The following is a 14329-nucleotide window of genomic DNA, read 5'->3' on the forward strand; positions in this document are numbered from 1 at the left end:
AGACCATGAAACTGTTGCTCTTTGCGCTGCTGGCCGCACTTTGCCTGCTTCGGATCCCCTCGGTGGTCAAGATCGCAGAATCCCGGGCCTCATGGGTGGCGTCGATCTTCGGGCTCGCGGCACTCTATGTTTTGGGAACGGTCACACCGTTGGAGGACATTGACCGCTACCTCGGTGGCATCAATGTAACGAACCTTCTTCAAGCCATCTTCGCGCTCCTGGCGATTTTCTTCTTCAACGACAGCGTGCGGCGTTTGGCGAACGTACCCATAGTCAGATGGACCTACTACGCGCCACTGCTGAGCATTCCCATCATGATTTCCAGCTTCGCCCTGATCCAAGACAAAGCTCCAACGGCCGCAGACTTCATCGATACCCGCATGGACCAGCTCGCTACCGCCGTGTATAGCGGCATCTACATGGTCGCGCTGTTGTTCACCGTGCTCAGGATCATCTACATGCTCCGGCACAAAGCCAGAGGCTTGTATGCCACATTCTCAGCGGGCCTGCTTGTGGTGGCGATCTCCGTTTCATGCCACATCACATACGTGGTGCTGTTCCATTTCACGCCCTGGGACGCCCTCGCCCGCGATATCGGCGCCTGGTTTGACCGCCTTTTCTACGTAGGCCTTTCAGTGACCGCCGCGGGATGGTTGATTCTCTTCCTGTCGAAGCAGCTGCCCAGATTGCGTCTCTGGATGATCGATGCTCTGTGGCTGACCGCGTTGAGGACGCGCGTCCGTGCCGATCGGTCACGAGTCAGTCCGGCCTGGGATCTCTTCAATGAAACGCTCGAAAACGGCGTCTATAAAAGCCTCATCATCCTGCACAACTACGAGCGGGTGAACTTGATGGACTTCCCGGACTCTGTTCAAGGCAGGATCAGCCAGATCGAAGCCAAGCTGGACGTGCGGACCTAGCTCTGTTTGGTCAAGATCGTGTTGCTGACCCACCTGGTCAGTGCGCTGCTAAAAGCAGAAGGCGAAGCGTTCCACTCCTGCGTGTGGTGAGACTCAGGTAGTGATATCAAGGTGACGGCGACCGGATTCGCGCGTTGGAAGGCGTCCGAGATCTCCCAAGGAACCTCTTGGTCCGCGGTCGAGTGCAAGACCAGCGTCGGTACTTCCACTCTGTTGGCTACGTCCACCCAATCCAGCGCATCGAAATCGATCGGCTCCTCCAGCCCGAGCATCCTCGCAAACAAGGGGGCCTCCAACAGGCGTATAACAAGGGCTGCACCAACCGCCGGCACCCTCGCCCGAACCGCCCCCGCTGTGATTGCCTTTCGCCAGCTGGTGACGGGACCTACCAGAACGAGCCCTACGATCTTGTCCCGGTGGGCACTGCGCTCTGCCGTGAGCAGGGCCATGGTCCCACCCATTGACCAGCCGGAGAGAACGATGCGCTTGGCTCCATGAGCGACCGCATAGGAAACAGCGCTTTCCACGTCACGCCATTCCGTTTGCCCAAGGTGACTCGATTCCGCCTGTGGTGGACTGACCTCGGCGTCACTGCGAAATGTGGGTACTAGGGAGGTAAATCCTAAGGAGCTGAACGCATGGACATCTCGGAACATAATTGCGCGGTCGGTCCAGCTGCCATGGATATGGATCACCCATACGTCCGTATTTGCGGCCTCAAATAGCCATGCCGGCGCAGCACCGTAATCGGTGGGCACGTGCACCTCTTGATAGTTTCCGCGGACAGCAGCGGGTTCGAAGAACACATCCGGGGTCCAATCGACGATTGGACCCAGATCTAGCGGCGTAGAGCCCGACGGATCAAGCAGCCTTTCTACGAATTTTTGATCCTCGTCGATCAGGGTGACCTCACCGACGCGCGTGTATTTGGCTGTCGCGGGGTCGAAGACGCCGAAGTCGCCTGGTGCCTTGGTGTAGTCGTCCAGATCAATTCGAATGCGGCGGCCGCCGTCCAGCACCTCGGCGCGGCGGTAGTCCTTTGGCCCTCGCTTTACGATTTTGCGAGCCATGACGACAGCGAACCCGGATAGCCCTGCAGCCGGCAAAAGGAACGCCGTCCAGGTCAGGATGCGCCGTGTCGTCAGCATTAGGTCTTCGTCCTCCAGGGCCGATCAAGGGAAGTGGAACCCAGACATCGTAACGTCCCTTACTGGCTGATGAGACGTAGATCATGCTCCCTACACACGTTGCACATGTTCACTACAGGGATGTAACGTGCTTAGTGAAACAAAAATGGTAACGCTCTTTGACAAGGCTTGTTATGAACTGTGGAAACTCATCTACCGCGGAGGTAGTTGAGATAGGCCGGAAGCATCTTGAACTCCACGGCGTCAATGTTGGCCTCGTATTTTACGCGTTTGCCATGCCGCTGACCCGCAGGGAAGTCGGCCGTGACGGCGCCGGCAGCTTCGAGGGCTTCCAGATGGTGTTGAAGGCTGGGGCGGGTCAGCTTCTTGTTATCGTCCAGGACAAGTCCCTTGAGGATTTCGCCGGTGGTGCAGGGGCCGTTCTGATGCAGGTAACGCAGGATGGCCGCGTGGGCTCGGTTTCCGAGAACTTCGATAGCTGCCTCAACCTCCTGCGGATGATTGGGCTGGATGAGGCGCGGCATGCGTCTATCTTGCCCGATTTTTTGGATGGCTCTGACTCGCAGACCAAAGTGTATCGCTAAATGATGCACTTTGAGCTACAGTCAAATTGTAGGCCTTATTCGAAAAATGGACGCGCGGCGTCCTTCGGGAGGGGATCCTGTCGAAGGACTAGATGCGTCTAATGCTGACGATGCGACAAGCAGCTTGGTTACAGCCAGAGAAGAATGGCCCGTCGACCAGCAACTTGATGGTCAGTAGGTGGCAGTAGACAAGAAGCGATGCCCATGGGGGAGGGACAGGTTTTGAAGAATATGCTGCCGTTCGGCAAACAACGGCCAGTGAACACGTCACTGCCTACCCGCCGCAGGCACCCTTCGGTGGTGAATCGATGACCGCCCGCAAAGTCATTACGGGCGCCTCTATCGTGGCGCTACTGACCGTTGGCCTTGTCACTGTTGTCCTGGACGACAGTGATCCGGCGCAGGCGGCGTCATCGTGCGCCTCACGTGCCGGTGCAGCCGCTGGTCTTGCCCCTGCCGGGGGAGTGCCCGGGTTTGACGCCGAGCAGATGAAGAACGCCCAGGCGATTATGAACGCGGCCAAGCCACTGAAGTTGCCGGTCGCGGCGCAGCTGATCGGCATTCAGGCGGCCATTGGTGAGTCCACGCTCCGCGTCGTTGGCTATGGCGACGGGGCCGGTCCGGATTCGCGTGGGTTGTTCCAGCAGCGCGCCAATGGCGCATGGGGATCGTACGGGGACCGGATGGACCCCACCATTTCGGCGACGAACTTCTTCAAGGCACTCGAGAAAGTGGAGGGTTGGGAAACCCTCGAACCGACAATCGCCATCCACCGGACGCAGCGGAACGCGGACCCGAACCACTACACAAAGTTCCGCGCCCAAGCCACGGAAGTCTTCAAAGCCTTGGGTGGGGATTCCGCCGCAACTGTGGACCCGTCCGGCGTGTGCCCGGCAGAGGGCAACCAGGTTGTGGGGGAGTTGGCCGGTAAGTGGGTCGCTCCCATGGACGGGGCGATCAACAGCAGCGGCTACGGTCCCCGTCCTGCCCCGCCGGGTACTGCCGGGGGAGTGCTGGCCAACTTCCACTACGGCATCGACTTTGTTCACCCCGGAGGGCCGGGAACGATCGTGGCCATCACGGACATGAAGATCGTCAAGGTCCGCAACCTCGACGGCCTGTTCGGCACCGGGGTGACCGGCCAGACCGTGGACGGGAGGCTCACCATTGGCATGTACCACATGGAAGCCGGGTCGGTGAAGGTCAAAGCAGGTGACACCGTGGCCGCCGGGACACCTATCGGCACAGAGGGCGCGACGGGCAACGTCACCGGCCGCCACCTGCACATGGAGTTTTTCGCCGGTGCCCTGCCCAACCCCATGGTCCCGATCAATCCCACCATCGACCCGACTCCGATCCTGAAAGAGAAAGGCATGCTCTGATGCGCAAGCCACTCGCACTCACAGCCATACTTGTCGCCGCTGCGCTCTCCCTGAGTGCCTGCGCCGGAAACGCGGGCACCGAACCAGCACCAGATTCCACCCCCATGGTGAACACCGGACAGGCCGGCCAGGAGAGCCAGCATGCCGAAGACGGCCACGATCACGGGGCCGATGAGCACTATGGCGTCCCTGAAGTTACGTGGGATGCAGCTGCGGGGAACTCGGTCAAGGAGACCGCGGCCAAGGTCATGGGCCTGTTCGCCCGGCCCGATGTCCCGGAAACAACCTGGTTCGCTGACCTCGCCCCGCATCTTGCACCGGAATACGCCGAGGACGCGAAGTACATCGACCCGGCCCGGGTGCCAATCCGGAAAGTCACGGACGGACCTGCTATCAGCAGGGAAGCCGGCAACCCGCTGACTGTCACCGCGATGTTCTCCACCGATGCGGGCCGCTGGAAGATGCTGCTCCACCGTTCCGGACAGCAGCAGCCCTGGCTGGTAACAGCTATCTCCCCGCAAGACCCGACGTCATGAACCTTTAGACAGAACCTGTAACGAGCGAGAGGAATCATCCGATGAGCACGAACTGGCAAGGGAGCGAACGGAAGAGCCGCGCACCCATCAGCCTGACCGATGCCGAACCCGAAGCAATCGCAACGGACCCGGCCGCGATCATCCACGCCGTACCAGATGCCGAACCGGCCGCAGAGGAAACGAAGCCTGAGACGGTGGTGGATCACCGCGAAGCACCTTTGGTCAGTGGCCGCCGCAGCGCCACTGTGCTCCGTAAGGAGAACGTGAACGACCAGCTGCCGCCGGCCACCGGTTGGCAGGCCTTCCTGCGGGCGGTCAGCTTCGGTCTGATCAGCCCCAAAGTGGGCGCGGCCGAGCTTGCGCGCCGGGCGGATCTGTCCGCGATCCAGCGGGTGTACTCCCGTCCGATGCAGCTCATGGTCGCCCAGCCCCTGGGCGGGGTGGGCAAGACGATGTGCAGCGTCGGCTTGGGCTCCACGTTCGGGATCCACTCAGGCCAGCAGACGCTGGTATGGGACAACAACGAGATGATGGGCACCGCCGGCGTGCGGACCAACGCGAACGACTCCACCCGCACTGTCTGGGATCTGTTGAACGTCCTGGAGTCCTTCGAGACTGTCACCGCCCGCAAGGGTGAGCTGTCCTACTACACGCGCCATCAGGGCAATAACCAGTTCTCCGTCCTGGTCGCGGACGAGGACGCGGACCGGATGAAGTCCATTGGTGCCGATGAGTTCAACCGCATCCACACGGTTGTGAGCCGTTTCTACGACACCATCATCGTGGACACCGGGAACAACACCCGCTCGGCGAACTGGCTCGCCTCGATCGAGGTCACCGACCAGCTGGTGATCCCCACGACGTTGAAGCGCAACGCCGTCGTCTCGGCCCTGCGGATGATCGAACAGCTCGAATCCATGTCCGAGCGCACCGGCAACCCTCACTACAAGGACCTGGTGAGCAACGCCGTCGTCCTGGTCACCCAGGGCGGCGGAGCGAAAGTCTCCGCAGCCGAGCAGGCAGAGCTACGCGAGAACCTTGCCTCCGCGGTGCGGGTCCTGATCGACATCCCGTACGACGGTGCGCTGGATACCGGCTCCATCATCGACTGGCAGCTCGTCGGTGACCCGGCCCGCCGCGCCTTCGAACGGGCGTCAGCGGAAATCGCTGAAGGCCTCCTGGCCGTTGACCGCGCCACGTCCACCAAAACCACCAACCGATAAGGAATCAAGAATCATGTTCAGCACCATCAGCAACGGAATCATTATCCAGACCGCCGCGCCCACCATCGACAATCCCCTTGACGGCGTAACACCCAGCATCAGCGTTTTCGGCGTGAAGTTCGAAGGAGCTGTCCAACTGATCCTCGGCGGCCTCTGGGCTCTTGCCCTGCTCATCCTGGCTGGATACTTCATCTGGAACCTCATGAAGTGGGGCATCGCCCGCAACCGCGGCCACTCGGACGACATCGAAGAAGGCGCAGCAGGGGCCAAGAAGACCGGCATGGCCTTCGGTGCCGCAGCTGGCGCCAGTGTGATCCTCGGGGGCATCCTGGCACTTGCCACCGCAGCAGGAGCCTAACCCATGCGGAAACACTGGAGACTCCTCACTGCCTTGGGAGCGGTGATCCTGGTTATCGCTGTTGCCGTCGTCTTGCTGAATCCACCGGCACCGGCGGCCAAACAGGATGATCCCAGCTCCCTGCAGGCGTCCGGGAAGTTCGGGTTCCCTGTCTCCGGGATCAAGATCAACGAAGGCGGAACTAAGACCGCCAGCGACGGCAAAACCATCACCGGCTACAACGGCAGCTGCGACTCAGCCGCCCAAGCAGCCGCCAACTACACCCACCTCATTGAGGACGTAAACGTTGCAACCTGGGCGCAGCAAAAGAAAATTCTGGCTGAAGTTGGCAAGGCCGGCGCTTGGACGGAGAAAGTCACCTTCCAGGGCGATCTGCTGACCACCTCGAGAGAACTTCCCAGCGCGCCTTTTGACGGTGGCTGGTTTTATCGGACGGACGTAGCATCCGGTGGCCTGTACCGGTCTGCTAGCTGCGCAGCGAAAAAGAAGGCAGTAGTTCAGGTTTTCTTCGGGGCTGTCGGCGCAAATGTAAAGACTGCCCCAAGTGCCTTCTTCCAAACGGCCACTTTTGAGCTCGTCTGGGACGGCGACTGGAAAATTTCGGATGCTGCAATTGTCGCTGACGGACAAGATTTCGGGGGGCGAGTCAAGGACGGCGGCCCGATGAGCGTGGGGACCAACATGGAGGACGAGGCCACACCGGTTCTTCGGGACAATCTGGTCAACGCCTTCTTCAAGGACATCAGCCGCGAGGGGTGGGTCGAGTATGCAAACGCTAAGCGTTAGCAGGACGATCCGACTGGCCGCAGTGTTTTTGTCGTTGTTCCTCAGCTTTGGGGTAATCGACGCCGGTCCTGCACAGGCGGCGGATGACGTGAGCAAGTCCGAGAGATTGAACGCAGACCAACTCAAGCGCCTAGCTGGTCTGCCGGAGGACCAACGGGTCAAAATTACGAACCGGTTAAACCAGGAACTGGGTAAGTCAGTCTGTGGTGATCCGTTGTTCTTCGGAGCCATGGGTGGCAGCAACTGTGAAAACGTTGCGGCCAAAGCGTTCGGCTCTTTCCTGACTACGCCCGAAAAGGTGCTGGACTACGACGGCAAGAACACCGTCCCCTTCTGCGCCGCGCTTCCAACTGCTGGTGCGCCTGCCTCGGGTACCACCTGGTGCGCCCAAGGGGCTGTATTCAATAAGTTCGCTCCGATTGCTGGCGTGGTGATGCGGACGGCCATCTCGGCGATGCCGGGCGGCCAGGTCGTCCTGGGCACGGTCGATACCGTGGCGTTCATCGCTAACGCGAAGGACGGGTTTGAGAAGTTCGCGAACTCGGTCAAGGCCGAGGGTGTGAAGTCCACCAACGAGGTACTGAACAACCTGTTGAAGGTCTCGGTGTTCGAGATTGATGACGGCTTTCGTGCCACGTGGGCAGTGTTCGCCGGGATCGGGATCTTGGTTATGGGGTTTGTGTATTTCAAGCTCTGGAAAGACGTCGCGAACGAAGAGATCGATATGGATTCCGCCCGGACGTCGCTGCTCTGGTACGGGCCGTTGTCCATGGTCTTGGTGCTGTTCGGTCCTCCGATCGGTTATGTGATCAACGGGTGGATGAGCGGTGTCACTGAAGGGATCACGTTCTGGACTTCCAGCCGGGTCACGGACTTCGGGGTCGCTATTTCCCGGTTCGCTTCCTATGAATCCAGCGGCGCGTTCGGGCCTTTGGCTGCGGTCCTGCTGTTCGGGCTGCTGTTCATTGCTGCCTGGGCCATGCTCGGGTTGCTCGCTTTGCAGCCGCTCGCCCTGTACCTGCTTGGGTTGGCCATTGCGATCATGATCGGCTTCTTGATCCACCCCAAGTACCGCGAACGCGTGGGCAAGGTCGGCGCGCTGTGGCTCGGGATCTCCCTGTCGAAGCCATTGCTGCTCCTGCTCATGGGTGCAGTGTTCAGCTACATCGCCTCGCGTCCTGCGTTCGTCGGCGAGGGCGTAGACGATGGCATGGTGAACGCGACGTCAGTGTTCCTGGCCGCGGCCGCGATGTGTGTTCTGGCTTTCGCTCTGCCGATGCTTTACAAGTACGTCCCGATCCTGCCCTCATCCTCAAGCAGCCTTGGTGAGGGCCGTCAGTCCATCGCCGGACCAGCCCTGGTCGCCGGTGCAGGCGCGGCAATCTCCTCGGCCATCCGACAGAAACGGACCGCGCAGGTACAGGCCGGCACCACCGGCGGGCGGAGCGGGCGCCCTAACGGCGGTGCGCCTGCCACGAACGGCCCCTCTTCGATGACAGCGCAATCAGAGGGCCAGGGCAGCTCAGGACTGGGATCGAACGGTCCCGGTATCTCCGGCCGCCGCAGTGCAGCTTCCAGGGTTCCCAACGAGCAGGATTCTCTCTCCGTACAGGACCGCCAAGGCGGCCAGACGCAGGGCCAGCCGGAAACCCGCACGATCGGTGAGCTGCAGAAAGCCGATCGCGCCGGAACCGGCGGCGCGAAGGCAGCACAGGCTTTGAAGGCCGGGGCCGGGGCAGTGGGGAGGGGATCGGTGAAGGTCGCAGCCGGCGGCGCGACGGCGTTCCTGCTCGCGGGCCGGGAAGCTGCACGCCAGGCCTCCATGCGCGGCCAGCGCTCTGCCCGTTCGATGGCACCGGATACCGACCACATCAGTGGCCGGTAAGAGAAGTACAAGGAGTAGGTAGTCATGGGAAGAATGGTTGTTGTCGGCGGTGAGGTCCAGAGCCGTGGGCTGTTCGGAGGAAACCGCACGGCACCGGAATGGATCGGCCTGTCCGCATCCATCGGTGCGGCACTGCTGATCGTCCTGGTCGGCGGCAGCCAGATCCTCGCCCTGATTCTCGCAGCAGTATTGGTCCTGGCAGGGGTCATCCTGACCACACCCAACAAGTTCTCCGGCCACCGCTCCCTGGGCGCTCTCTTCGTGGAGGTCCGGCACAAGAAGGTCCGCGCCAAAAACAAGTCCCTGGTCTACGTTCCGGTCAAGGACCGCCCGCAGACGCGGATGATCAAGGCCGGGAAGAAGGACCGTGACCGCGCCGACGAGAACGGCATGATCGAAGTGCCCATCCGGCACGAGGACAACGCACCTCTCATGGTGGGCACCGTCCGGCACTTCGCCATCGACACCCCGGAAGGGCCGCTGGTCATCTTCCGGCATCAGGGCAAGGTCAAGAAGTCCTACTACACGGCCACGATGGAGGTCATGGGGTCGTCCTCCGGTATCCGGGAGGAGTACCGGAAGGAATCCGGCCATGTCGCCCGTGGCCAGTACCTCGCCCGGTTGGCACGCCGTCAATCCCTCGTCACCCATGTCCAGACGTTGGCCCGGGCAGTGCCGATGGATTCGGCAGACCACCTGTTGTGGGTCAAAAGGCGGGTCGCGCAGAACGTTCCGCTGATCCTGTTGGAGTCCTACGGTGACCTGTGCGAGACGACACGTTCACGCTCCGAACAGCACCGCACCTATGAGACGTTCCGGATCCCCGGCTCCGCTGCCCTGTACCGCCGAGCGGAAGCCCACGGGTCAGGGGACGAAGGGATTGGTCAGGCGATCTATCAGGAAATCCGCTCCGCCATGGCCCAGGCCTCGATGATGGGTTCGATCACGAACTCCCGGCCCCTGGGTCCCCAGGCCATGGCCGCGCTGCTGCGTCACCTGCAGGACCCGGACTTCGACATTGACGACTACGACGGCGCGGACTTGATGGACTGCTGGCAGCACCTGGACGGCGCAGCCTCTCCCATCTCTCTGGTGGTCAATGATCACTGGCACATCCGTACCGGCTACGTGCCAGCCTCGGCGTTCAGTCCCGCACCGATCCCGGTTGAAGCACTCGAGGCCATCATCAGCGGCATCCAACCCGCCGTCGTGCACTCAGTGTCAATGGTCATGGAGCTTGAAGATGCGCGCAGTGCCCGGTCCAAGGCCCGCTCGGATGCCGCGATGGACCGGGCAAAGGGGAACGAGGTGGCCAAGTCCGGTGTCGTCACCGACGGCACCGAAGAAGTGTTGATGGGTGCCTCCACCCAGCGCCTCCTGGATCTGAAGCCCGGTTCCGGCCACCACGGCGCGGCCTACGGGCTGTACATCTCCTTCGCCGTGGAAGACGCGAACGAGATCCTGTCCACCACCGACATTGTTGAGGCCGCAGCCTCCGATGCCGGTATCGAGTTCATTGACTGGCTGGACCACCGCAACGACCTTGCCCTGATCACCACCATGCCGTTCACGAGGGGAATCCGATGAGCACCACGAACGAGACCAAGCGTTTGAGCCTGCCGTGGGCTGCCGCCAGCAAATCCAAGCGGACCATCAGGGCCCAGGCCCGCGCCGGGAAACTTGAGCTGGAAGCAGCTGCGGCAGATACGCCCGCCGAAGGTTTGAGCCGCAGGAAGCCGCTGACGAAGAAGGTTGTGAAGAGGGCTGAGAAGAAGGAAGCCAGGGAGCGTGAGCTGGTTGAGGCCAAAGCGAACGCCCAGACACGGTGGCACCACGAACGTAAGTGGGCGTTCGCGTCGAAGCTGGGGTTCTACGACCCGGCCGCCCCGGGTGTGGCGTCTTCCACGCGGCAGATGGAGTTCTCGCATATGGCGATTGCGTCCCCGCCGACGTCGCACCGTGGCCTGGTGTTCGGCGTCGACGCCGGGTCCGGGTGGATGATCGTCCACGACCCGTTCACCGCTTACGGTGACACCCTCGAATCCCCGAACGTCTGTTACATCGGTGACCTCGGGCAGGGAAAGTCCTCGGCCATGAAGACCTGGGGCGTGCTCCGTCAGCTGATCCTCGGCCGCCGCGTCGTGGTGATCGATAAGAAGTACCAGAAGGACGTTGGCGGCGGCGAGTACACACCGCTTGCACGGAAGCTCGGCGTGGCTCCGGTCCGGTTCAGCATCGGTGGGGGCGGATCCCGGATCAACATTCTCGATCCTCGTATTGCTGCCCGCCTGAACGAGGAAACCCACGACAGCGCCGAAGCGTTCCGCACCCCGGCCGGACAGTCCATGCTGGTCCGCGCGGTCATGGAAGAAGCACTCCGCCGGCCGATGACGCCCAAGGAAGGCAAAGCCGTGCGCATGGCACACCGGCAGGCGTTGACGGATGCGAAGAAGGCTGGGGAAGTCGCGCACATCGGCCATGTCCTCAGAGCCCTTTATGCGCCCAATGAGGCCGCCGCGAAGGCTACGAACCTGACCTTGGAAGAGCTGCGCGAATGGGGCCAGGACCCGGCCTTCGAGCTTGAACGCATGATCGAGGACGACCTGGCCGGCCTGATCGACGGGGAGACCAGCGCTGATATCCAGCTCAACGCCGGTTTGACGGTCTTTGACGTGTCGCTGCTGCCCGAGGACGGTCCGGCGCTGCCGATCGTCATGACGATCATCAACACCTGGTTGGCGAACACCCTCTACCGTCAGGAAGAAGCAGTCCCCACGATTCTGCTGATTGAAGAGGCCTGGCACACCGTCCAAGGCTCGGTGGCCACGGTGACCCGCCGCAACACCAAGCTCTCCCGCGCCCTGTCCCTGTCCTGCCAGTTCGCGTTCCACCACATCTCCGACATCCCGCCAGACAGTCCTGCGATCTCCATGCTCAAGGAATGCGGCACAGTGCTTTTGTACAAGCAGCAAAAGAGCGCGGACGCGCTGGCCTGCGAAGAGATGTTCACCCTCCCTCTCGGGACGGCCGAGGTCATCACGAAACTGGTCAAGGGCACCTGCCTGTTCAAAATCGACCAATACGATCCCTTCGAAGCCATCCACGTCCGCAGCCCCCTCGAAGTCGAACTGACCGACACGGACGGGGCCATGAAGTCCACCTCCACCATCGCGTTCACCGAAGAATCCAGCACCGACAAAGTCATGGAGGTCATCCCGGCATGAGCAAGCAAACCTCAACAGACACCCTGATGAAGCTCGGCCTCGCCGGCGTCCTTGTCGGCCTGGTGGCCATCGCCTGGGTCGCCGCTTACCTTGGTGAGTTCCTGACCCCGACAGGGATGCCGTGGACGAACTTCACGGAGTTGGTGGCCCGGTTCAAGGAAGGAACCTTCGCCTGGCCCGGAGCTGCGACATGGATTGCGATCGTCCTGGCGCTCATGGCTCTCTTCGGTGTAGCGCTCCTGTCCGCCGGCCGCGGTGGCACCGGCAGTGCAGCGCAACGTGAGCTGGGTAGCCGACTCGCAACCGGCGCCAAGCTCGCCCCCCTGATGGAGAAAGAGCGGAAGGAGGATGCCGCACAGTTGCACCCGAAAGCCGTGGCTCTGCCTCCTGGACAAGTGTTGGGCCGGACTGCTGCCGGGAAAGCTGCCGTCCTCTATCAGGGCTGGCGGGATCTGGGTGTTTGCATCATGGGCCCTGGATCCGGTAAGACCTCCTGCTTCGTGGTTCCTCGTCTGGCAGCAGCTCCCGGCGCTGCACTGATGACCTCGAATAAGGTTGACGGCGTTGCACAGGTCATCGCTGCCCGCCACCAGCTGGGAACGGTCTGGTGCTGGGATACCGGCAAGATTTACCGGCAATCCGACACACCGGACTTCGTCTTCAACCCTCTGTGGGAAGTGAAAGGCACCGAGGATGCCATGCGTCTGGCATCGTGGATCATCACAGCTTCTGTGAAGAACAACCCACGTACCGAGAGCGAAGCGGCCGAGGACACCCAGTTCGGCCCCGCCGGTGAATCCTGCCTGGCCTGGACGCTGCTGGCAGCAGCCCTGGCCGGGAAAGCCCTGGGAGATGTCCATGAATGGATCTCCAAAGGATCGTTCGAGAAAGTCAGCAACATCCTCGCCGACCAATACCCCCGCCCCGCTGCGGAAATGAGGGGCTTCGACAAGTGGCCCGACCGTACACGCGGATCCTTGGTGGCCACCACGCAACGCATGTGCCGCGACCTGGTGCACGACGCCATTCTGGCGTGGACCACTCCCACACCGGGCATCAGGAACTTCGACCCAGCCAAGTTCATGGAGGGCCGGCAGACCATGATCCTGCTGTCCGAACGTGGCCCCGGCGGTGCCGGTGCCGTACTCACAGCGATGATCAAAGCCATCTGTAACGCCGCCGTCCGCGAAACCCCCGGCGAAGCACGGTTGACCATCCCCCTGGTCGGCGAGCTGGACGAAGTAGCCAACATCGTTCCCTGGCCAACGCTGCCGCAGGACTTCAGCCACTACGGCTCCCGCGGCCTCTGCTTCACCCTTTACCTGCAGGGCTGGTCCCAAGGCTGCGGCGAATGGGGCACCAAAGGCATGCAGACGCTATGGCAAATGTCCGGTACCCGCTTCGTGGGCAGCAACGAGGAAACCGATTGGACTGAAGGCCTGTCCAAGGCCATCGGCACCTACCAACGCAAGGAGCCAGGCTCCGACAGGAAGGAACGCCTGCCCAAGGTCAGTGTGCAGGATTTCGCCGACCTACCAAAGTTCTCCGGAATCCTCAGCAGCAGCGCCGCCCCGGCCACCTTGCTCCGGCTCACCCCCTGGCACAAGAACAAGGAACTGAGCAAGACCATCGAGGCCGGCATGGCGGCCGCGGCCGGCATAGCCAAAGGCGAACCCCAACCGGCCACGGATCCCGTTCCTGAAAAGCAGGTCGCAGCATGAGCGACACAACTGGCGAAACCCCTGAGCTGAGCGAACAGGAACTCATCGATAACTTCGTGGACTGGGTTGAAGCCTTCATTCACCATGTGGAGGCCGTTACGGACGATGAGAACACCCGGTACTGGTGCCCGCAGTGGTGGAACCACCCCGAAGCCGTCACAAGGCTCCGCGCCCTGTACGAGGAGTACGTCCGGGCCGAGGACGAAAACACCCTCTCCGGCTGGTTCGTCTACCACTGGGACGCCCACGCCAGAACGCTGTTCTCAGCCACCGGCCCGTTCGAGCTGTGCAGGGAAGGGCACCGCTTCTTCAACCGCCATGACACGTACACGCCACGTTTGGTCACGGAAGCGGTACCCAACGGCTGGGCACCATGACAGATAGAACCAGCGGGCAGGGGCGCTGCTACTCAGAATTTGGTTACTTCCTGACAGAAGGCTGCGGTCGGCCCCCGAAAGGGCAAGTGATATGAAACGCCCAATAGTGCCACAGTCCGTGGCGTTAATTGTCCAGACAGTGTCTGGACAATTTGGAGCGGGGCTGTCAGCGGCCCCCGATAGGG

13 protein-coding genes are annotated in these 14329 nt (G+C 61.8%); 11 read left to right on the top strand and 2 right to left on the bottom strand.

What is annotated here, in order from left to right:
• Positions 1-5: 5 nt before the first annotated feature.
• Positions 6-920 (top strand): hypothetical protein, encoded by a 915-nt coding sequence (locus ACLRGI_RS03700; protein ID WP_419200359.1) that lies wholly within the window; start codon positions 6-8, stop codon positions 918-920.
• Here the strand turns inward: ACLRGI_RS03700 and ACLRGI_RS03705 are convergent.
• Positions 917-1990 (bottom strand): alpha/beta hydrolase family protein, encoded by a 1074-nt coding sequence (locus ACLRGI_RS03705; protein WP_419200360.1) that lies wholly within the window; start codon positions 1988-1990, stop codon positions 917-919. The genes ACLRGI_RS03700 and ACLRGI_RS03705 overlap by 4 nt on opposite strands.
• Before the next feature lie 266 nt (positions 1991-2256).
• Positions 2257-2592, bottom strand: a complete 336-nt coding sequence (locus ACLRGI_RS03710) for an ArsR/SmtB family transcription factor (RefSeq protein WP_419200361.1) — start codon at positions 2590-2592, stop codon at positions 2257-2259.
• A 368-nt stretch (positions 2593-2960) separates the two neighbouring features.
• On the opposite strand from ACLRGI_RS03710, the gene ACLRGI_RS03715 reads away from it, so the two are divergent.
• Genes ACLRGI_RS03715 through ACLRGI_RS03760 form a run of 10 tightly spaced genes read left to right on the top strand, consistent with a single transcriptional unit; the run spans position 2961 to position 14144 of the window.
• Positions 2961-4034: a M23 family metallopeptidase gene (locus ACLRGI_RS03715; protein WP_419200362.1), complete on the top strand. Its 1074-nt coding sequence runs from the start codon at positions 2961-2963 to the stop codon at positions 4032-4034.
• Complete coding sequence (locus tag ACLRGI_RS03720) at positions 4034-4570, top strand: hypothetical protein (RefSeq protein WP_419200363.1); 537 nt, start codon at positions 4034-4036, stop codon at positions 4568-4570. Before ACLRGI_RS03715 ends, ACLRGI_RS03720 begins: the two co-directional genes overlap by 1 nt.
• 41 nt (positions 4571-4611) lie before the next feature.
• Positions 4612-5793, top strand: a complete 1182-nt coding sequence (locus ACLRGI_RS03725; RefSeq protein ID WP_419200364.1) for a MinD/ParA family ATP-binding protein — start codon at positions 4612-4614, stop codon at positions 5791-5793.
• Positions 5794-5806: 13 nt separating this feature from the next.
• Positions 5807-6151, top strand: coding sequence for a hypothetical protein (locus ACLRGI_RS03730; protein ID WP_419200365.1), 345 nt, complete (start codon positions 5807-5809; stop codon positions 6149-6151).
• A gap of 3 nt (positions 6152-6154) precedes the next feature.
• Positions 6155-6937, top strand: coding sequence for a hypothetical protein (locus ACLRGI_RS03735; RefSeq protein ID WP_419200366.1), 783 nt, complete (start codon positions 6155-6157; stop codon positions 6935-6937).
• Positions 6938-6959: 22 nt separating this feature from the next.
• Positions 6960-8822, top strand: a complete 1863-nt coding sequence (locus ACLRGI_RS03740) for a hypothetical protein (RefSeq protein ID WP_419200367.1) — start codon at positions 6960-6962, stop codon at positions 8820-8822.
• A 24-nt stretch (positions 8823-8846) separates the two neighbouring features.
• A complete protein-coding gene (locus ACLRGI_RS03745; RefSeq protein WP_419200368.1) occupies positions 8847-10409 on the top strand; it encodes a hypothetical protein in 1563 nt (520 codons plus the stop codon).
• Complete coding sequence (locus tag ACLRGI_RS03750) at positions 10406-12046, top strand: putative type IV secretion/conjugal transfer ATPase (protein WP_419200369.1); 1641 nt, start codon at positions 10406-10408, stop codon at positions 12044-12046. The genes ACLRGI_RS03745 and ACLRGI_RS03750 overlap by 4 nt, the downstream gene beginning before the upstream one ends.
• The gene (locus ACLRGI_RS03755) at positions 12043-13767 is read left to right on the top strand and encodes a type IV secretory system conjugative DNA transfer family protein (protein WP_419200370.1); all 1725 of its coding nucleotides are present in this window, start codon (positions 12043-12045) and stop codon (positions 13765-13767) included. Before ACLRGI_RS03750 ends, ACLRGI_RS03755 begins: the two co-directional genes overlap by 4 nt.
• Positions 13764-14144 carry a DUF4913 domain-containing protein gene (locus ACLRGI_RS03760; RefSeq protein ID WP_419200371.1) on the top strand — a complete coding sequence of 127 codons (381 nt, stop codon included), beginning with the start codon at positions 13764-13766 and terminating at the stop codon, positions 14142-14144. Before ACLRGI_RS03755 ends, ACLRGI_RS03760 begins: the two co-directional genes overlap by 4 nt.
• The last annotated feature ends 185 nt before the right edge of the window (positions 14145-14329 follow it).

It is taken from the genome of Paenarthrobacter sp. PPS72 (genome assembly GCF_048537125.1).
In the GTDB taxonomy this organism is placed as follows: domain Bacteria; phylum Actinomycetota; class Actinomycetes; order Actinomycetales; family Micrococcaceae; genus Arthrobacter; species Arthrobacter nitroguajacolicus_E.

What these genes read in the sequence shown, in the direction of transcription:
- ACLRGI_RS03730 (WP_419200365.1), top strand. Translation starts at nt 5,807, where the DNA reads ATGTTCAGCACCATCAGCAACGGAATCATTATCCAGACCGCCGCGCCC.
- ACLRGI_RS03745 (WP_419200368.1), top strand. Translation starts at nt 8,847, where the DNA reads ATGGGAAGAATGGTTGTTGTCGGCGGTGAGGTCCAGAGCCGTGGGCTG.
- ACLRGI_RS03700 (WP_419200359.1), top strand. Translation starts at nt 6, where the DNA reads ATGAAACTGTTGCTCTTTGCGCTGCTGGCCGCACTTTGCCTGCTTCGG.
- ACLRGI_RS03725 (WP_419200364.1), top strand. Translation starts at nt 4,612, where the DNA reads ATGAGCACGAACTGGCAAGGGAGCGAACGGAAGAGCCGCGCACCCATC.
- ACLRGI_RS03705 (WP_419200360.1), bottom strand. Translation starts at nt 1,990, where the DNA reads ATGGCTCGCAAAATCGTAAAGCGAGGGCCAAAGGACTACCGCCGCGCC.
- ACLRGI_RS03750 (WP_419200369.1), top strand. Translation starts at nt 10,406, where the DNA reads ATGAGCACCACGAACGAGACCAAGCGTTTGAGCCTGCCGTGGGCTGCC.
- ACLRGI_RS03735 (WP_419200366.1), top strand. Translation starts at nt 6,155, where the DNA reads ATGCGGAAACACTGGAGACTCCTCACTGCCTTGGGAGCGGTGATCCTG.
- ACLRGI_RS03720 (WP_419200363.1), top strand. Translation starts at nt 4,034, where the DNA reads ATGCGCAAGCCACTCGCACTCACAGCCATACTTGTCGCCGCTGCGCTC.
- ACLRGI_RS03710 (WP_419200361.1), bottom strand. Translation starts at nt 2,592, where the DNA reads ATGCCGCGCCTCATCCAGCCCAATCATCCGCAGGAGGTTGAGGCAGCT.
- ACLRGI_RS03755 (WP_419200370.1), top strand. Translation starts at nt 12,043, where the DNA reads ATGAGCAAGCAAACCTCAACAGACACCCTGATGAAGCTCGGCCTCGCC.
- ACLRGI_RS03760 (WP_419200371.1), top strand. Translation starts at nt 13,764, where the DNA reads ATGAGCGACACAACTGGCGAAACCCCTGAGCTGAGCGAACAGGAACTC.
- ACLRGI_RS03715 (WP_419200362.1), top strand. Translation starts at nt 2,961, where the DNA reads ATGACCGCCCGCAAAGTCATTACGGGCGCCTCTATCGTGGCGCTACTG.